General features: G+C 65.8%; 26 protein-coding genes. 25 read left to right on the forward strand and 1 reads right to left on the reverse strand.

Features of this window, described 5'->3' with window-relative positions; translation table 11 throughout:
- The first annotated feature begins 2 nt into the window (after nucleotides 1–2).
- From AVAK2825_RS19715 to AVAK2825_RS19835, 25 genes are all read left to right on the forward strand, one after another.
- On the forward strand, nucleotides 3–296 hold the full coding sequence (locus AVAK2825_RS19715) for a hypothetical protein (RefSeq protein ID WP_284402051.1): 294 nt from the start codon (nucleotides 3–5) through the stop codon (nucleotides 294–296).
- A complete protein-coding gene (locus AVAK2825_RS19720) occupies nucleotides 296–721 on the forward strand; it encodes a hypothetical protein (RefSeq protein WP_284402052.1) in 426 nt (141 codons plus the stop codon). Before AVAK2825_RS19715 ends, AVAK2825_RS19720 begins: the two co-directional genes overlap by 1 nt.
- 10 nt (nucleotides 722–731) lie before the next feature.
- The gene (locus AVAK2825_RS19725) at nucleotides 732–1,370 is read left to right on the forward strand and encodes an ATP-binding protein (RefSeq protein WP_284402054.1); all 639 of its coding nucleotides are present in this window, start codon (nucleotides 732–734) and stop codon (nucleotides 1,368–1,370) included.
- A 108-nt stretch (nucleotides 1,371–1,478) separates the two neighbouring features.
- Entirely contained in the window at nucleotides 1,479–1,634 is a 156-nt protein-coding gene (locus AVAK2825_RS19730) for a hypothetical protein (protein WP_272563895.1), read from the forward strand.
- A 33-nt stretch (nucleotides 1,635–1,667) separates the two neighbouring features.
- Nucleotides 1,668–2,489, forward strand: a complete 822-nt coding sequence (locus AVAK2825_RS19735) for a major capsid protein P2 (protein WP_284402063.1) — start codon at nucleotides 1,668–1,670, stop codon at nucleotides 2,487–2,489.
- A gap of 2 nt (nucleotides 2,490–2,491) precedes the next feature.
- The gene (locus tag AVAK2825_RS19740; protein WP_284402066.1) at nucleotides 2,492–2,776 is read left to right on the forward strand and encodes a hypothetical protein; all 285 of its coding nucleotides are present in this window, start codon (nucleotides 2,492–2,494) and stop codon (nucleotides 2,774–2,776) included.
- 32 nt (nucleotides 2,777–2,808) lie between these two features.
- Entirely contained in the window at nucleotides 2,809–2,991 is a 183-nt protein-coding gene (locus AVAK2825_RS19745; protein WP_284402069.1) for a hypothetical protein, read from the forward strand.
- Nucleotides 2,970–3,374: a hypothetical protein gene (locus AVAK2825_RS19750; RefSeq protein WP_284402072.1), complete on the forward strand. Its 405-nt coding sequence runs from the start codon at nucleotides 2,970–2,972 to the stop codon at nucleotides 3,372–3,374. The genes AVAK2825_RS19745 and AVAK2825_RS19750 overlap by 22 nt, the downstream gene beginning before the upstream one ends.
- Nucleotides 3,364–3,999, forward strand: coding sequence for a hypothetical protein (locus tag AVAK2825_RS19755; protein ID WP_284402078.1), 636 nt, complete (start codon nucleotides 3,364–3,366; stop codon nucleotides 3,997–3,999). Before AVAK2825_RS19750 ends, AVAK2825_RS19755 begins: the two co-directional genes overlap by 11 nt.
- Complete coding sequence (locus AVAK2825_RS19760) at nucleotides 3,996–4,607, forward strand: hypothetical protein (protein WP_284402081.1); 612 nt, start codon at nucleotides 3,996–3,998, stop codon at nucleotides 4,605–4,607. Before AVAK2825_RS19755 ends, AVAK2825_RS19760 begins: the two co-directional genes overlap by 4 nt.
- Nucleotides 4,608–4,610: 3 nt before the next feature.
- The gene (locus AVAK2825_RS19765) at nucleotides 4,611–4,937 is read left to right on the forward strand and encodes a hypothetical protein (RefSeq protein ID WP_284402083.1); all 327 of its coding nucleotides are present in this window, start codon (nucleotides 4,611–4,613) and stop codon (nucleotides 4,935–4,937) included.
- Nucleotides 4,934–5,617, forward strand: a complete 684-nt coding sequence (locus AVAK2825_RS24825) for a glycoside hydrolase family 24 protein (protein WP_349817184.1) — start codon at nucleotides 4,934–4,936, stop codon at nucleotides 5,615–5,617. Before AVAK2825_RS19765 ends, AVAK2825_RS24825 begins: the two co-directional genes overlap by 4 nt.
- Nucleotides 5,614–6,015, forward strand: coding sequence for a hypothetical protein (locus AVAK2825_RS19775; protein ID WP_284402085.1), 402 nt, complete (start codon nucleotides 5,614–5,616; stop codon nucleotides 6,013–6,015). The genes AVAK2825_RS24825 and AVAK2825_RS19775 overlap by 4 nt, the downstream gene beginning before the upstream one ends.
- A 5-nt stretch (nucleotides 6,016–6,020) precedes the next feature.
- The gene (locus tag AVAK2825_RS19780) at nucleotides 6,021–6,458 is read left to right on the forward strand and encodes a hypothetical protein (RefSeq protein WP_284402087.1); all 438 of its coding nucleotides are present in this window, start codon (nucleotides 6,021–6,023) and stop codon (nucleotides 6,456–6,458) included.
- Nucleotides 6,455–6,859: a hypothetical protein gene (locus AVAK2825_RS19785; protein WP_284402090.1), complete on the forward strand. Its 405-nt coding sequence runs from the start codon at nucleotides 6,455–6,457 to the stop codon at nucleotides 6,857–6,859. The genes AVAK2825_RS19780 and AVAK2825_RS19785 overlap by 4 nt, the downstream gene beginning before the upstream one ends.
- Nucleotides 6,860–6,869: 10 nt before the next feature.
- Nucleotides 6,870–7,043 carry a hypothetical protein gene (locus AVAK2825_RS19790; RefSeq protein ID WP_272563884.1) on the forward strand — a complete coding sequence of 58 codons (174 nt, stop codon included), beginning with the start codon at nucleotides 6,870–6,872 and terminating at the stop codon, nucleotides 7,041–7,043.
- Nucleotides 7,030–7,164: a hypothetical protein gene (locus AVAK2825_RS19795; protein WP_272563883.1), complete on the forward strand. Its 135-nt coding sequence runs from the start codon at nucleotides 7,030–7,032 to the stop codon at nucleotides 7,162–7,164. Before AVAK2825_RS19790 ends, AVAK2825_RS19795 begins: the two co-directional genes overlap by 14 nt.
- On the forward strand, nucleotides 7,161–7,316 hold the full coding sequence (locus tag AVAK2825_RS19800; protein WP_284402093.1) for a hypothetical protein: 156 nt from the start codon (nucleotides 7,161–7,163) through the stop codon (nucleotides 7,314–7,316). The genes AVAK2825_RS19795 and AVAK2825_RS19800 overlap by 4 nt, the downstream gene beginning before the upstream one ends.
- A gap of 466 nt (nucleotides 7,317–7,782) precedes the next feature.
- Nucleotides 7,783–8,733, forward strand: coding sequence for a ParA family protein (locus AVAK2825_RS19805; RefSeq protein ID WP_284402096.1), 951 nt, complete (start codon nucleotides 7,783–7,785; stop codon nucleotides 8,731–8,733).
- A 123-nt stretch (nucleotides 8,734–8,856) separates the two neighbouring features.
- Nucleotides 8,857–10,560, forward strand: a complete 1,704-nt coding sequence (locus AVAK2825_RS19810; protein WP_284402097.1) for a ParB family protein — start codon at nucleotides 8,857–8,859, stop codon at nucleotides 10,558–10,560.
- Nucleotides 10,561–10,636: 76 nt separating this feature from the next.
- Entirely contained in the window at nucleotides 10,637–11,089 is a 453-nt protein-coding gene (locus AVAK2825_RS19815) for a hypothetical protein (RefSeq protein WP_284402100.1), read from the forward strand.
- Nucleotides 11,089–11,334 (forward strand): hypothetical protein, encoded by a 246-nt coding sequence (locus AVAK2825_RS19820; RefSeq protein WP_284402102.1) that lies wholly within the window; start codon nucleotides 11,089–11,091, stop codon nucleotides 11,332–11,334. Before AVAK2825_RS19815 ends, AVAK2825_RS19820 begins: the two co-directional genes overlap by 1 nt.
- A 3-nt stretch (nucleotides 11,335–11,337) precedes the next feature.
- Nucleotides 11,338–11,943, forward strand: a complete 606-nt coding sequence (locus AVAK2825_RS19825) for an STY4526/YPO1902 family pathogenicity island replication protein (RefSeq protein WP_284402107.1) — start codon at nucleotides 11,338–11,340, stop codon at nucleotides 11,941–11,943.
- Nucleotides 11,944–12,064: 121 nt separating this feature from the next.
- Nucleotides 12,065–12,574: a hypothetical protein gene (locus AVAK2825_RS19830; protein WP_284402109.1), complete on the forward strand. Its 510-nt coding sequence runs from the start codon at nucleotides 12,065–12,067 to the stop codon at nucleotides 12,572–12,574.
- Between the two features lie 74 nt (nucleotides 12,575–12,648).
- Entirely contained in the window at nucleotides 12,649–14,562 is a 1,914-nt protein-coding gene (locus AVAK2825_RS19835) for a hypothetical protein (protein WP_284402112.1), read from the forward strand.
- Nucleotides 14,563–14,599: 37 nt separating this feature from the next.
- Here the strand turns inward: AVAK2825_RS19835 and AVAK2825_RS19840 are convergent.
- Nucleotides 14,600–14,839: hypothetical protein (locus AVAK2825_RS19840; RefSeq protein ID WP_284402114.1), on the reverse strand; the 240-nt coding region annotated here is incomplete at its 5' end.

The following is a 14,839-nucleotide window of genomic DNA, read 5'->3' on the forward strand; positions in this document are numbered from 1 at the left end:
CCATGGCCCGCATCGGCGAAATCAAGTGCTGCAACCCGGCATGCGCGTGCGCCGATGCGGCGGTGCATCGCACGGCGGGCGGCAGGCTCTCCGCGCGCTGCCACAAGTGCGGCACGGAGCGCTGGGCGCCCCTGGGCACCAAGGCGCATCGCGACATGCTCGCGCAGACCACGCTGGACGAACAGGGCTCGCCAGAGCCTGATGAACCGCCCGCGCCGGCCCCCGCGCCAGCTGCGGACCCGAAACCGAAACCAATCAAACGCGCGCCGGTACCGTTCGCGCTGGGGAATCTCTGATGGCTGAAAAAACCGATGAATTGAGCGCGCTGGCCGGGCAGGCTGCAGGCCTGGAAACCGCGCAGGAACAGGCCGCCGAAGGGCAGGGCGGGGCGCCCGCGGCGCCCGTGCAGACGAACGCGAAAATCCTGGCCGGCGCGTTCCATTTGGGCCGCGAGGTGAGTTGCGCGGTCCTGGGTCTGCAGTCGCCGCGCATGGTGCTGGATGACCCGACCCTCCAGCAGCTGGGCGACGTGTGGGGCGCGGTGGCCGACAAACGCGGATGGGACATTTCCGCGATCCTGGGCGACTACGCAGCCGAAGTGGCCGCCGTCATGCTGTCGATCACGGTCGGCGTGAAGTTGATGAAAGCGGCCGGCGCGGAACTGGATGCGCGCGAGCGCAAGCCAGAACCGGCGCCCTCGCCGGACGCGAATGTCGGGTAAGGCCCTGACCATGGCCGCGTTCGGTGCGCGCGGCACGGGCAAAACGGCATGGGTAAAGCAGGAAATCGCGCGCCAGAAACCGGCCCGGCTGATGGTGTGGGACTTCAAGCACGATCCATCGCTGGTGGGCCTGGGTGAGCCGCATTCCAGCTTGCCGGGATTCATCGAAGCGCTGCACGCGAAGCGGTTTTCCCTGCGGTTTCTGGTGGACCACACGCGCGACGTGCACGCTCAATTTGAGTTGTTCTGCCAGGCGGCGTGGGTGGCCGGCGACGTGCTGGTTTTCGTGGATGAGTTGCCCGAGGTGACCAAGGCGAACAAGGCCCCGCCCGCGTGGCGCCGGTTGGTAAACGTGGGGCGTGAGTATGCACACGGAGGAAAGGTCAAGAAGGTGGCGATCATCGGCGCGGGGCAGCGGCCGGCCGAGTGCGACAAGACCTTCATCGCCAATTGCGACGTGGTGCATTGCGGGCGCCTGGGGGACCACGGGGACGCGAAAAAGATCGCCGGATCGTGGGGCATCAATCCGCAGGAACTGGCCGCGCTGCCGGACCTGCACTGGATCGAAAAGCGGGCCGACAGCATCGAAATGACACGCGGTGTGCTGTCTTTTCGCAACGCGGCGAAGGCCGCAAAACCGAAGCCTTAGGCGCTGCGCCTGAGGCGCTCAATTTTGCGAATGGTGCGTGCTGGGGTGTGATCGGGCCTGTCTCGATCAACCCCATTTTCTTTTCACGGAAATATCAGCATGGCTACCATGACTTCCTCGCAAATGACCAAGCTCGCGGTGGCCCTCGCTGCCTGCTTCGCCGCCTATAAATTCGTGCCGCACCCGGCCGCCAAGGCCATGGCCCTGGGCGTGGCCGGCGTCATCGTCGGCAAGCAACTGCCCTACGTCAGCGACGCGCTGTAAGCAGGGGGCCCCGGCATGAACAAGCAAATGGTCATGGACCCGTTTCAAAACGTGGTCGCAAGCGGTGTCGCCATCGGCGACATGAACAAGTTCCTGGGCACGGTGCTCGAAAAAATCACCCTCACGCTCGGCGGCACGTTCACGAAGTCGATGATTTCGAAGATCGAATTGAAGGCCAATGGCAAGGTCATTTTCGAGACGGACGGCGCGAAGCTGGACGCCTCGAATCTGTACCTGGGCGCCACGGCCGATGCAACGGTGCTCAAGATCGATTTCATGGACCGCAAGGCCATTTCCGCCAACGCGCGGCAGGCCGGCGCGATCGATCTGTCGGTCGGCTCGGGCATCACCACGCTGCGCCTGGAGGTCACCATTGCCGGCGCTACCTCGCCCACGCTGGTGGGCTTCTGCGACGTGTCGCCGCCCACCAACGACCCGGCCGAGCAGGGCATTCGCGGCCTGATCGCGCGCCGTCATCGTGCGTCCTACGTGGTGGGCGCGGCCGGCATGTTCGCGCTGCCGATTCCCCACGTGGACCCCGCGGGCGGCGGCTCCAACTACCGGCGCATCTACTTCTACTCGTCCAACATGACCGCGCTCAAAACCGTGCGCGAAGGCGTCACGGAGCATGAGTTGACCAAGCTCCAGAACGAAGCCGCACAGAAGGACAATTTCCGCGTGCCGCAGGCCAACCTGATCGTGTTCGATCCGGTGCAGGATGGCCAATTGTCGGGCCGCACCTGGGACACGCGCCCCGCGGCCGGCGTGCGCTCGGCGCAGTACTACGCCACGTTCTCGGCCGGTGAAACCATCGTGATCGAGACCGAAGAACTGCTGCCCTACTCGGCGTACTGAACATGGCCGGCGAAGTCACGACCCTGGAGGCGCAGCAGGATGCGCTGCGCCCCATCCGCATGTTCGTCGGCGGGCTCACGGGCGTGCTGATGGGCTACGACCAGACGTATGCCGGCGCCGATGGGACCAGCTGGAACACGCCCTATCGATACCAGTCGGTGGGCCCCTATGGCGTGGCCGTTGAGGGCGCGCCCATCAGCACCACGCCGGGCGGCGGGCTGTACGTGTCGCCCATGCTGGTGATGCTGGGACTTGGCGCCGCTGCGGTCCTGTTCTGGAAGCGGTGATGGCGCTGCCCTTTTCGTTGCCTCCTCTGCAAATGAGTTCCTCGGCTACGGCCGGGCTGGACAACAGTGGCACCAACTACTCGGCGTCTGGCCGGGGGGATTGGGTGGTCAACCTGGGCGGGTCCGGCACGGCGTTGCAGGCCGCCACGGGCGGCATGAACTGGCTGCTGGTGGCCGCTGCGGTGGGGGCCACATGGCTGCTGATGCGCAAGTGATCCGGCGTGCCTGGGACGCCTCGCACGTCGAGGCGTTGATGCCATCCGTGCTGGCGAGTCCCTGGCCCCTGGAGGGGGCGCGCGACGTGCTGCAGGGCGCGCTGCTCTACGAATTCAGCCAAGGGCGCAGCCATGCGCTGCTGGCCGTGCGGCCTGTGCCGCTGGCGGGCGGCCTGCGCCTGGATGTGGTCGGGCTGGTGAGTGATGGCGAGCGGCTGCAGGGCGCGGCGATTGACGCCGCCGCCGTGCAGGTGGCGCGGTCCCTGGGGTGCCAGGCGCTCGCCATGTGCACCGTGTCGGCCCATGTGGAAAAGGTCTGTGCGCGCACCGGGTGGGAGCGCACGGGCGTGGTGATGCAAAAAAGGGTGGGTCATGTCCAGTAGCCGCAGCAGCAGCGCCGCCAACACGTGGCAGCAAGACAACCGCCGAGTGATCGGCGAAAACGGCGTGTCGGCCGAGGGCGGATCGACCGTCAACTACAACGTCAATTCGCTGGACCAGGACGTGGTGAATCGGGCGTTCGACTACGGCCGGGATACCTCGCGTGATGCCTTTGACTTCGGCCGCGATGCGCTCGATTTCGGGTCGGATGCCCTGGGCTTCGCCAGCGACTCGCAGGGCCGCGCCTACGGCTTGGCGGGCGGTGCGCTCGATACCGTCAACGATGCCCTGGCAAACAGCCTGGACTTCGGCAAATACGGCATCCGCGCCATGGCCGATGCAAACGCCGATGCGCTGGGATTTGCCAGCGACAACGCCAACCGCTACGCGACGATCAACGCCAACCTGTATGCGGATGCGCTCGCCTCCAACAGCGATGCGGTCAAGTCGGTGCTGACGCTGGGCGGGGGTCTGCTGAGCGACGGATTTTCGATGATCGGCGCCACAAACAATCTGGTGAAGGACGCCTACGCGGACGCGAAGGGGCGGGGCGCTCTCACTGACAAAATGATCATGGCCGCCATCGCCGCCATGGCAATCGTTGCCTTCATGGCGGTGCGCAAATGACGGTCAAGCCATCCAAGATTTACGACTTCGTGGTGCCGGCGAATGGCCCGTACCTGCTCATGGTCGCGGGCGACTATTTCAAAATCCTGGCCTCCACGGGGGCGCTCAACGTCAAAGCCGATTGGGGCGAGTTGAGCGGGCTGATTGCGGGCCAGGGCCTGGAGGGCAGCCCGTTTCAGCGGCTGTATTTCACGGACGTGTCCGGGGGCAGTAACACGGTGAAGCTCTTCATCGGCGACGAGAAATTCATCGACGGCATGAGCGGCACGGTCAACGTGGGGACGGGCTCGGTCTCGGTTTCGAGTGGAAATATCGCGGTCACGTCCACGGTCCAGCCACTGGCCGCGCTGGACAACCAGCAAAAGACCGTCACCAACGCCAGCACTCAGTTGCTCGCGGCCAAGGCCGGGCGCAAATACCTGCTGGTGCAAAACCGAGATGCTGCCGCAGCGGTGTATCTGGCCTTCGGTGTTGCGGCCACGGTCGCGGCCGGCGTGCGCATCGTGCCAGGCGGCTCGTTTGAATTGGTCGGCACGTGCACGGCACAGGCCATCTTTGCGATTGGCGACGTGGCGAGCCAGTCCAACGTTGTGACGGTGGAGGGCTGACGCATGCCAGTGACTGCAGGGACTGGCGGCGGCGTCCCGAACATGACGCTAAAGGCCTGGGCCTATGTGACCAGCGCGGGCGCGCTGGTGCGTGGGTTCAACGTGGCGTCGTCCAGCCGCGCGGGCCTCGGGGCCTATCAGGTCAATTTCTCGGCCGCAATGTCGACGGCCGAATATGTGGGCCGGGTCGTGGTGGTTTCGTCCGCGTCGAGCGCGATCATCGCCACCGTGGTGACCAATGGCACGGGCAGCTGCAAGGTGTTCCCAAGCAGCGGCGGCGGTGGTGGTGGTGGCGCGGACTCGGCGTTCTATGTCGAGATTTATGAATGATCCGGGACGTGATCGCGGTCGTGCTGGTGGTCTGCGGGGCCGTGTGGCTGGCCCAGCGGCGCGCGCCGGCCGCAAGCGGTGGCGGCACCATCTTTCTGCCGGACGGGTGGGCCGGTGATGCGGCCGGCGAGCCCGTCGAGCCCGACCAAGGCACTACCATTTTTGAGGATGTGATTGTGAGTCTGACCCCTTCCACCTACGCGCCGGCCGCTGTGACGCCGGACGTTGCATCCCGCAACCAAAAGGCCTTCCTCGACATGATCGCGTTCGCCGAGGGCACGGCCGGGCGCGGCGACGATGGCTACAACATCCTGTTTGGCGGGGCCGAGTTCGAAGGCTACGAGAGGCATCCGCGCGTGTATGTCGCCTTCGGCAACACCACCAGCAGCGCGGCCGGTCGGTACCAATTTCTCGCGCGCACCTGGGACGGCCTCGCGGCCAAGATGGGGCTGCAGGACTTCGGCCCGGCCAGCCAGGACGCGGGCGCGCTGGAGTTGATCCGCGAGCGCGGCGCCCTGGCCGATGTGCAGGCGGGCCGCACGGTCAAGGCTATCAACAAGGTGGCGAAGGTGTGGGCCAGCTTGCCGGGCGCGGGATATGGACAACCGGAGCGGCGCCTGTCGGTGCTGCTCAACGCATACGCCCGGGCGGGCGGGATTTCTGAGGTCACCACGGCATGAGCGCTGCAGCACCAAACCCCGGTTCCAATCTCCTGCTCCTGGCCGTCATCGGCATAGGGGCCTACTACTTCATGTCGCGGCGCGCCGTCGCGCAACCCGTGTACGCCAACCAGCAGGCGGCCAATGCCGCCAACAACGCCGCGCGGCTCAACCTGATCAACACGGGCGTGTCCACCATCGGCAAGATTTTCAGCGGCCTGAGCGGCGGGAATTCGGGCGGCTCGATACCGCTGCTGGGCACCTATGACGGCCGGTCGCAAACGCCCTGGGACGTGACGCCCGAAGGCCCCAGTGGGCCGCAGTACAACAACCCCAGCGCCTACGTGGCGCCGAGTGCGCGCGACGATGGCATTGCGGCCAACACGCCCTACGGTGACCCCTGGGCCTACTTCGGTTGAGCGCCATGGATCGAAAAACCATGATGGTGATCGCAGCGGCCGGCGCGGTGCTGGTCCTTCTGCGCATGCGCAGCCAGGCGGCGACTGTGCCAGCTGCAGGTGCGGCGGGGTCTGGCACCGGCAGTGCCGGCGTGCCGGCGTCGTGGACCAGCGCGCTCGCGGGCCTCATGTCGCCGCGGCCCAGCAGCAACAACACGAAGGCGCCGACCGTGGTGGATCACTCCACCGCGCCCGCGCCCGCGCCATCGCCCGCGCCGGCCGTGATCCAGATCGCACCGCCCGCGGCCCCGGCCCTGGATGGCGCGGCCTGGGGCGGCCAGTCGTACACGCCGGCCGCAGGCTTCAAGGTGACGGTCAACGGATCGGGCCTGATGACCTACGGCGACGGCAGCACGCACCAGATGACGCCCAGTGAGTTCCATGCCTGGAAGCTCCAGCAATGAGGATCGCGCCCGTGTCCGGTGATCTGCTCGTCAAGGTCGCGCTGATCGTGGGCGGTGCTGCCCTGGCCGTGTGGGCCGTGCGGCGCGCCACCACGGCGGCCGGCGCGGTGGCGGGGCAGGCGTGGGACACGGTGGCGCAGGCCGTCAATCCCTGGAGCCCGAACAACGTGGCATATCAGACGGCAAACCGCGTTGTGCAGTCGGTTCCGGGCTATGAGCAGGACACGCTGGGCACGTTCATTCATCGCATCCTGAATCCGGAAATGGATGACATCAATAGCAGCTACTACACGGGCACGCCTGGGTGGAGCACGGGCGGCGGGCGTTACAACAACCCCAGCGCGTACACGCCGCCTGAAACCATCGTGCCCGACTACTCGGGCGCGGGCGTCTGGGGCTGATGAGGGAACCATGAAGTACTTTTTGAACCGTCTGCGCGAGCCCTCCACCTGGGCCGCAATCTCCGCTCTGGGCGTGGTCTTCGGCCTGCCGCCCGGAACGATCGATCTGGCCGCCCAGGTGGCGGTGGGAATCACCGGCTTGGCCGGCATCGTGCTCAAGGACAAGGGCGATGCACCCAAGTGACGCGCTGCAGTGGCTCAACCTGCTGTTGATCCCCATGGCTGCGCACATCATCCGCACAGAAGGGCGAATCAACCGCATGGAGGCGCAGATCGAACTGATGCTGGAAAGGCTGCTGCCATGAAGCTGCCGGCATTCGTCCCGTCGCCGGCTGAGGTCGGCCGGGAAACCATCATCCTGATCTGCGGGGCCTTGCTGGCCGCGCTGATCATGTCCAACTGGCCTGCGGGCCGGTCCTACATCCGGGCGGCATGGGGCGAGCCCGGAACCCACTGAAAGGAAGCACCATGGCACGGAAAAAACGCACGCCGCCACGCGGCAAAAACGCGCGGACAGGCCGTAACTCGATTCCCAAAAAAGCGCCAGCAGCGCGGCCCGTGGCGCCCGGTCCTGGGAGCGCCAGTGGTAAACGGTGCGCTCTGACACGTTCAGATAGGCGGCCACCTCGGCCGGCGTGGGGTCGCCCAGAACGGGCAAAAGCTGGGACAGGGCGGGCAGTGCGCGGGGTGCGATTTGCTTCATGTCGGGGATGCCATGCGGTTGCTGATGCGTGCATTTGGCGTCATCCGGAGTAACGTCAAAGCGGCAAAAAGCATGGTCATTACGACTAGACACGATGTATATTCTCAAGCACCTCTTTTGAGGGCGATTAATAATCTGTAATGATTATTAATTGAGATTTAATTGATTTTTCGGATTCATCCGCTGAATCAGGTACATAACCTGATTCAGCGAGGATTCCATGCTCACACTCACCGTCGTCGCCACCAAGGGCGGCGTAGGCAAAACCACCCTCTCAGCCAACCTGGGAGGGCTGCTCGCCGATCTCGGCTACCGCGTCCTTCTGGTCGATGCGGACGTTCAGCCATCGCTCACCCGGTATTTCAAGTTGTCCCATGTGGCCGATAACGGCCTGACCAGCATGGTAATGGGCGGCATTTTGTCCGCCGACTGCGTGAGCCATATCGAATTGCCTCCGGAGGATTTTCCGGGAGACCATTCTCGCTTGAATGTGCAGGGTGGTTTCATGCACCTGGTCGCCTCCGATACACGTGACGGACGGCTGCAGGACTGGCTGTCCAACCGCCTGGATCGCCTCGTGCGCATCCGCATGTCACTCGCCAGCGCCGACGTGCAGCGCGACTATGACGTGGTGATCATCGACACGCAAGGCGCGGTGGGCCATCTGCAGGATGCTGCCGTCAACGCGGCCGACATCCTGATCGCCCCCGCCTCGCCCGACATCGTGTCAGCGCGCGAGTTCGTGGACGGCACGCTCAAACTGATGGAGCGCCTGGAGTCTTCGGTGAACATGGGGTTCACCGTTCCGGCCATGAAGGCCATCATCAACCGCGTGGAGCGCACCGTGGATTCGGACGCCATGTCGGGCCTCATCCGAAACCAGTTCCTGGAGATGCGCGGGCGGGTGTCCGTCCTCTCCACCACCGTGCCCAGCACGGTCGCCTACAAGAAAGCGGCGACGGCACAAGTGCCCGTGCACTGGATCGACCCCATCAAGGCGGGCGACGTGATGCACGCGCTGCTGTGGGAATTGATCCCCTCACTCGTCAACAAGTACGCCCCGAACCACCGGGGCGAGATCGTGCAGGCCATCCGGCCAGCACATGAGTCTCCGGCCGAGCCGGAGCCCAAGGAGGAAGCCGGCCCCGCCGGCAGCACGGCATCGGCGTGAGAAGGACGGTGGTGAAACCCCATGCCTTCGCACACCCCCGAAACGCTGACGGCGGCACAGCGGGCCGAACGCCTGCGCCTGAGCGGTCATGATGCCGGCCCCTCCACAACACAGGACGCCACCATGAGCACCGAAACCAAACCTGCCCCCACCGCCGCCAAAGCAGCAGCCAAGCCGGACAGGAACGAGAAATACCGCGAGCAGGCGAGGGCGGCGCTCGCGCTGCCGCCCTTGCGCAACGCCACCGAGGGCCTGGACCCGAGGTCCGACATGGACATGTCGTTCTCGCTGCTGTCCGTGGACGACGTGGAGCCCTACGAGCACAACCCGCGCACGCAGCCCAACCCGCTGTACGACGAGATCAAGGCGAGCATCCAGGCCGATGGCATCACCAATGCGATCACGGTAACGCGCAGGCCGGGCCAGGAGCGCTACACGACCTACGGCGGCGGCAACACGCGCCTGATGATCGCCAAGGAATTGTTCAAGGCCGGCGATCAGCGCTTCGCACGGCTGCACGTCATCGTCAAGGCCTGGGCAGGCCATGCCCGCACGATCGCCGCGCACCTGGCCGAGAACAAGATGCGCGGCGACATCTCGTTCTGGGAGAACGCGCAAGGCGTGAACACCTTCAAGGCCGAGTTGGAGAAGGAGCGTGGCAAGCCGTTGACGGCGAGTGAACTGAATGCAGAACTCAAGACGATGGGCCTGGGGTTCGGCCTGAAGGTGCTGCAGAACTTCGCTTTTGCAGTCGAATTCCTGGCACCGATCGGGCCTTGGCTTCGAGCCACGGAAGTCAACACGGTGATTCGGCCGTTGATGGGCGCGTTGCATCAGCTCGGCGACCGGCTCGGCCGGCGCGTAGACGTGCAGCAAGCGATTCAGGAGACGCTGCGCGGCCACGCTAGCATGATGGCGGCGCAGGCTGCAGCAAAGAGCGTGCAACAGCAACAAGCTGGCAGCGAGGAGAAGGTGACACCGCCCACGCTGGATGTGCCGTTGCTAGTGCAAGACCTGCATGAGACGGTGGCCGCATTGCTGAAGCTGGACGCACGTGCAGTCCCGGCGATGATCTCCGCCCTGGAGAGCGATGCCCGCATCTCGGCCGAGACGCTTCGGCAGGTCAAGGTCGCACCGCCTGCGGCCGCGCCGGCGCTGATGCCGACCCCGCACCAGCCGCCGCTGGCCGGCATGCTGGCGCCTGTTACTACCGCCCGTGCGCCGGCACCCATGGCTGCACCTGCCGCCAAGCCCCCCGTGCCGGCGTATGCCCCCGATCTGCCGGCACCGCTTCCCGATTCGTCCCTGCTGATGGCCGAATCCCCCAATGCCAACCTGCAGGGCCTGGTGCTGGAGCACCTGAGCAATCTCAACGACGTCGTGCCGTTGCACGACATCCTGTGCCACGCCCAAAGCATGCCCTTCGGCTACCTGGCCGATCTGCCCGAGCAGGATATCGCCCATGCCAGTGGCCAAGCCCTGCCCGAGGCGCAGGTGGTGTTGCGCGCCGCGCTCTGGAAGGTGCTTGCCGCCCTGTCGGGCCAGTACGACCGGCGCGTCACCGCAACGATCACCGACGTGAACGCATCGCGCTGGACGCAGGCCGTGGCCCGCGGTCCCCAGGGCTTCGAGGAAGCGTGCCTGGAGGCGGCGACCGTGCAGGTGCAGTCCCTCGATGGTCAGCCAGCCATCGCGCTGCCGGACCTCTACCAGGTCCTGGCCGCGCCCGACGTGGGCTTCTCGCTCACCCGGCTCATGGCCGTGATGGAGCGCATCCGGCTCAACCACCCCGAGCGATTCCTGCCCGGGTGGGAGCCGCTCTTTTGATGCACCCGGCCTGACACGCCAGGTCAGATCCACAAAACGCGGCACTGCAAGAAATCGAAGCAAAAGGAGAGGTCACATGCCCGCCACGTTCGTCCACAGCGACGGCACCGAATTCATCGCCGAGGGCCTCGCCCACGGCATCCCCATCGATCCCCGGATGCCCGAGGGGTTCGACGACACGCCCAACGATGCGCGTCCGCCCTCGCACGGCAAGTGGTGGTACTTGCCTTTCATCCGCACCGAGACCATCGAAGCGATGGATGCGTTCTACGCCCAGCGAACGGACGAATACGCCGCCGCGGGCCGGGAACACTGGCGCGAGAACCGCGCGAAGTGGCTCGACGCCTGGCCCTCGGGCACCCGTTACGACGTGCGGTGCCTGGATGGCGGCGCGTGGGACCGCTCCACGAATTGGGGATCGTTCCCCACGCTGGAGCAGGCCGTGGAGTGCGCCCTGAACCGGGGCGCGGCCATGAATCGCATCGCTTGTGCGATGCCGGATGCGGTCACCGCGGGAGGGACGCTCTGATGGCGGTCGAATTCTTTCTCATCGATGCGCCGCACACGGTGCCCGCCGAGCATGCGGCTTGGCAGGAAGCCCTGGCAAGGTGGCGCATCGCCGCTGATCGTGTCTTCCAGTGCGAGAGCTGGGACAACTCACGGTTCGAGCGCCTGAACCAGGTTGCCGTGGACGCCAAGCAAGAGGCCGATCGCCTGGAACAGGTCGCGCGCATGGCCTGGCGCAGTGCTCCTCAATCGAACGGGAGCCGCTGACCTATGTTGGCCATCACCAACCCCATGCTCAAGCGCATGCTGCTGGAGCACCTCGTGGAGCACATGGACCAGGGCGGCTTCGATGCCTTGTTGACCGCAGGCTTCACGCCCGAGTTCCTGGACAGTCTGCGCCACCGGCCCGCACGCGACCTGATCAACATCGCGCAGACCGAGCTGGACATCCGCGTCGCGCTGCCGCAGCGCGCGATCGCCGCCTGCCTGCAGCGCCTGGACTGGCAGCGCCGTGACGCGCATCTGCGCGAATACTTCATCCGCCACGGCGCCTCGCGCCAGATGGTCTGCCAGTTCTTCAAGTTGACGGCCGATGAATTCCGCGATCTGCGGGAACTGCTGGTACCCGATGGCGTGCCCAGCGGCCGGCCCTCGATGCCCAGCGAGCGGCTGCGCGACGAGATCCACCGGGTCTGGCACGAGATGGAGCGCTCGGGCGAGCACCCCACGCTGCGCGAGCGCATCTACGCGCTGCACCAGCGCTTTCCGGACCTGCGCATCCAGGCCCTGCACGCCACCGTGACCGAGTTCGATGAGGACGTAGCCACGGTCGGTGGATCGGTCGGTGCATCCAGCAGCAATTTCGGCTCTCTCTGAAAGGACATCTCCCATGGGCGCGAACAAAGTCACCCACCTCTCCAACCGGCATGAGCGGCGCGCGCGCCGGACGACCAGCGCGGCAGTGGATATGGCGATCGCGCCCACGGACCCCTCATCCATGGAACAGACATCCATGCAGGGCCTGACGCCCAGCCCGACCGCGGCCAACGATCTGCACGGTGCGCTGCTCGGCCAGGCGGTCCTGCTCGACTGGCTCGGGCAGGCACCCATCTCGTTTCACCGGGCCTACGTGGACATCGCAGGCGGCGTGGTGCCAGCGCTGTGGCTGTCCAGCGCCATGGCGCGTATGGTCCATGCGCCTCGGGAGAGCTTCCAGGGCGACAACTTCGTGTTCGCCATGTCGGCCCAGGAATGCGAGCAGGAAACCGGCATCAGCCGCGGACAGCAGGAAACCTGCCGCCGGCAGCTGATCGCAGCCGGCCTGGTCTCGGAGCAGTCCGGCCAGCGCAAGCCCATCGTCTACTCCCTGCACCTGGATGCCATCGCCCGGGCCCTGATCGAGCAGGCCGAGCCGCTCGCGCAGATGCTCCACTTCTTGCAGCCGCAGGATGCGGCAATGGAGTCTGGCTTCCCAGCGCTCCCCACAGTGCGGCAGATCGCCAAGTGATCACAGGCCTTCGGCGGATCGAATCCGCCCCAGAGCAGCCCTCGTTCCACGGCTCTGTAGCGCCGGACGAGGCGTTGCGCCTGCTCGCGGCCCAGGGGTTCATCCAGTTCCACCCGGCCCTGGCCGAGCGGCTGGACAACTTCAAGGCGGCGGTGTTTCTGGGGCACGCGTTGTATTGGACACGGCACCTGGCCAAGACCGGCGCGCACCGCGGTGGATGGTTCTTCCTCACCGCCAAGCAGTGGCAGCAGGCCACGGGCCTGACCACGCGCGAGCAGACGACGGTGCGCGAACTGCTGGTGCGCGAGCAGTTGCTCTCCGAGCATCTGGCGGGCAAGCCCGCACGGCTGCACTTCAAGGTCAACCTGCAGCAGCTTGCCACCTGGGCCAACCTGCCGCAGGAGCAGATCGTTTCCAAGCCTGGCTCACCGCTGGGCTGGGAGGCGCTCGCACCCTGGTTCGGCCAGTGCGTGAGTTTCTACCGGCCGCTGTCCGATCTCACGGGCAGCGTGGCCGGTGGCCTGTACCTGTCCTATCTTCTGCAGCAGCAGCGCCGCGCGCTGGTGGCCCGGGCATCGTGCCGCGGCCCCCAGGGAGACGGCTACTTCCGCGTCTCCCAAGAGGACATCCGCATCGCCCTGTGCCTTGGCCCCAAGACACAGCGCAATGCGCGTGATCGGCTCAAGCGGGCCGGTCTCGTCCATGAATACTCCACCACGGTCCGGCTCAACCTGGGCGCGATCATGGCCTGCCTGCAGGGCCAGGAGCAAAAGCTGCTGCCCTCCAGGGGCAGGAAGCCGCAGCAGGCGATGCAGCTCGTACCGGCTCCGGCCACGGTCCCGTCCGTGCCGAAGCCAACGCCGATCGCACCGATCGCCGTTGCCGCTCGCCAAGTACCACCGGAGATGATGGCCGAGCCGCTGCGGCGCTGGCTGGCCTCGCCCGGCAAGCCCGCGGCAAAGCAGCTCCCGCTGTTCGGTCCCATGGTGGCACGGCCAGTGCCTGGTGCGATCGACACGCAGTCCGAGGTCCGCGCGGCCAGCAGCGCGCCGGTCTCCCAGGTCATGAGCATGTTCGCGCCCCGCGCGCCCATCCCGTCGATCCGCCAAGGCGCACAGAATTCCACAGGAAAGAACGCGGTCCCATCCGCGTCCGCTCCACGTTCGGACACACCCGAGTGTCAATCGTTTGCCCTTTTGTCGAAACTTGAATCGACAAATGCCGAAACGTCGAAACTTGAATGCCCAAACGTCGAAACTAAATTGCCGTTTTGTCGAAACCATATAAATAGGGTATTCAATAAACCTCCAACTCCTCTTACGCGCGACCCTGGGCAGCCGCGCCCAGTGGACAACTCGGCGGTACAGCAGGACGCGGAATGTGGTCGTGGTCGGAGGGATGAGCCTTCCCCGGATAACCGCGAAGAGACCGCTGCGCCAGCACCAGTGCCGCAGGAATCCGTTGTCCAACAGCAAGAGGCATCGGGGCCACCCGCAGAACTCGCCCACGAAAACGCACTGCACCCGGCACCCCGGCCTGCGCCGCTGGCCGATCCGCTGGTCATGCCGGATCGGCTGGAGGCGGAATGGCACGTTGGGGTGAACAAGGTTCTGGCCACGGCGCCGCAGACCATCCGCCAGCAGTTGCTGGACGAGTTGCAAGGCCATCTGGCCAGCAACAAGGCGATCCATAACCCGCCCGCCTGGCTGCACGCCCTGGTGCGACACCACGAAAAGGGCACGCTGGTGCTGACCATGGCCGATCAGGTAGCGGCTCGGCGCGAGGTCGAGCGCGAGCGCACGGCAAAGCAGGAAGCCCGTTCGGCCAGGGAATGCACCGAGGCGCAACAGGCTGCCGCGTCCGAGCCGCACCGCAATGACTCAGACACCGCGCTGTCCGCACGGGCCAAGCTGGACAAGCTGCGCCAGGAGCTTCGGCAGAAGGCTGGAACGACCGGCATCCGGCGGGGAAAGGCTGGGTCACGATGAGCCGTTGCAGCCGACTTCAGCATGGGGCAGGAACACGTCATCGCCACGTGGAGCGTTTTGCACCAAACGGTACGTCGTACCACGTGGAGCGTTTTGCACCAAACGGTACGTCGTACCACGTGGAGCGTTTTGCACCAAACGGCACGTCGTGCCACGTGGAGCGTTTTGCACCAAACGGTACGTCGTACCACGTGGAGCGTTTTGCACCAAACGGTACGTCGTACCACGTGGAGCGTTTTGCACCAAACGGCACGTCGTGCCACGTGGAGCGTTTTGC

The organism is Acidovorax sp. SUPP2825 (genome assembly GCF_030158995.1).
In the GTDB taxonomy this organism is placed as follows: Bacteria; Pseudomonadota; Gammaproteobacteria; order Burkholderiales; family Burkholderiaceae_C; genus Paracidovorax.

Excerpts from the sequence above, each read along its gene's own strand:
- AVAK2825_RS19715 (WP_284402051.1), top strand. The coding sequence starts at position 3 with ATGGCCCGCATCGGCGAAATCAAGTGCTGCAACCCGGCATGCGCGTGC.
- AVAK2825_RS19720 (WP_284402052.1), top strand. The coding sequence starts at position 296 with ATGGCTGAAAAAACCGATGAATTGAGCGCGCTGGCCGGGCAGGCTGCA.
- AVAK2825_RS19725 (WP_284402054.1), top strand. The coding sequence starts at position 732 with ATGGCCGCGTTCGGTGCGCGCGGCACGGGCAAAACGGCATGGGTAAAG.
- AVAK2825_RS19730 (WP_272563895.1), top strand. The coding sequence starts at position 1,479 with ATGACTTCCTCGCAAATGACCAAGCTCGCGGTGGCCCTCGCTGCCTGC.
- AVAK2825_RS19735 (WP_284402063.1), top strand. The coding sequence starts at position 1,668 with ATGGACCCGTTTCAAAACGTGGTCGCAAGCGGTGTCGCCATCGGCGAC.
- AVAK2825_RS19740 (WP_284402066.1), top strand. The coding sequence starts at position 2,492 with ATGGCCGGCGAAGTCACGACCCTGGAGGCGCAGCAGGATGCGCTGCGC.
- AVAK2825_RS19745 (WP_284402069.1), top strand. The coding sequence starts at position 2,809 with ATGAGTTCCTCGGCTACGGCCGGGCTGGACAACAGTGGCACCAACTAC.
- AVAK2825_RS19750 (WP_284402072.1), top strand. The coding sequence starts at position 2,970 with ATGGCTGCTGATGCGCAAGTGATCCGGCGTGCCTGGGACGCCTCGCAC.
- AVAK2825_RS19755 (WP_284402078.1), top strand. The coding sequence starts at position 3,364 with ATGTCCAGTAGCCGCAGCAGCAGCGCCGCCAACACGTGGCAGCAAGAC.
- AVAK2825_RS19760 (WP_284402081.1), top strand. The coding sequence starts at position 3,996 with ATGACGGTCAAGCCATCCAAGATTTACGACTTCGTGGTGCCGGCGAAT.
- AVAK2825_RS19765 (WP_284402083.1), top strand. The coding sequence starts at position 4,611 with ATGCCAGTGACTGCAGGGACTGGCGGCGGCGTCCCGAACATGACGCTA.
- AVAK2825_RS24825 (WP_349817184.1), top strand. The coding sequence starts at position 4,934 with ATGATCCGGGACGTGATCGCGGTCGTGCTGGTGGTCTGCGGGGCCGTG.
- AVAK2825_RS19775 (WP_284402085.1), top strand. The coding sequence starts at position 5,614 with ATGAGCGCTGCAGCACCAAACCCCGGTTCCAATCTCCTGCTCCTGGCC.
- AVAK2825_RS19780 (WP_284402087.1), top strand. The coding sequence starts at position 6,021 with ATGGATCGAAAAACCATGATGGTGATCGCAGCGGCCGGCGCGGTGCTG.
- AVAK2825_RS19785 (WP_284402090.1), top strand. The coding sequence starts at position 6,455 with ATGAGGATCGCGCCCGTGTCCGGTGATCTGCTCGTCAAGGTCGCGCTG.
- AVAK2825_RS19790 (WP_272563884.1), top strand. The coding sequence starts at position 6,870 with ATGAAGTACTTTTTGAACCGTCTGCGCGAGCCCTCCACCTGGGCCGCA.
- AVAK2825_RS19795 (WP_272563883.1), top strand. The coding sequence starts at position 7,030 with ATGCACCCAAGTGACGCGCTGCAGTGGCTCAACCTGCTGTTGATCCCC.
- AVAK2825_RS19800 (WP_284402093.1), top strand. The coding sequence starts at position 7,161 with ATGAAGCTGCCGGCATTCGTCCCGTCGCCGGCTGAGGTCGGCCGGGAA.
- AVAK2825_RS19805 (WP_284402096.1), top strand. The coding sequence starts at position 7,783 with ATGCTCACACTCACCGTCGTCGCCACCAAGGGCGGCGTAGGCAAAACC.
- AVAK2825_RS19810 (WP_284402097.1), top strand. The coding sequence starts at position 8,857 with ATGAGCACCGAAACCAAACCTGCCCCCACCGCCGCCAAAGCAGCAGCC.
- AVAK2825_RS19815 (WP_284402100.1), top strand. The coding sequence starts at position 10,637 with ATGCCCGCCACGTTCGTCCACAGCGACGGCACCGAATTCATCGCCGAG.
- AVAK2825_RS19820 (WP_284402102.1), top strand. The coding sequence starts at position 11,089 with ATGGCGGTCGAATTCTTTCTCATCGATGCGCCGCACACGGTGCCCGCC.
- AVAK2825_RS19825 (WP_284402107.1), top strand. The coding sequence starts at position 11,338 with ATGTTGGCCATCACCAACCCCATGCTCAAGCGCATGCTGCTGGAGCAC.
- AVAK2825_RS19830 (WP_284402109.1), top strand. The coding sequence starts at position 12,065 with ATGGAACAGACATCCATGCAGGGCCTGACGCCCAGCCCGACCGCGGCC.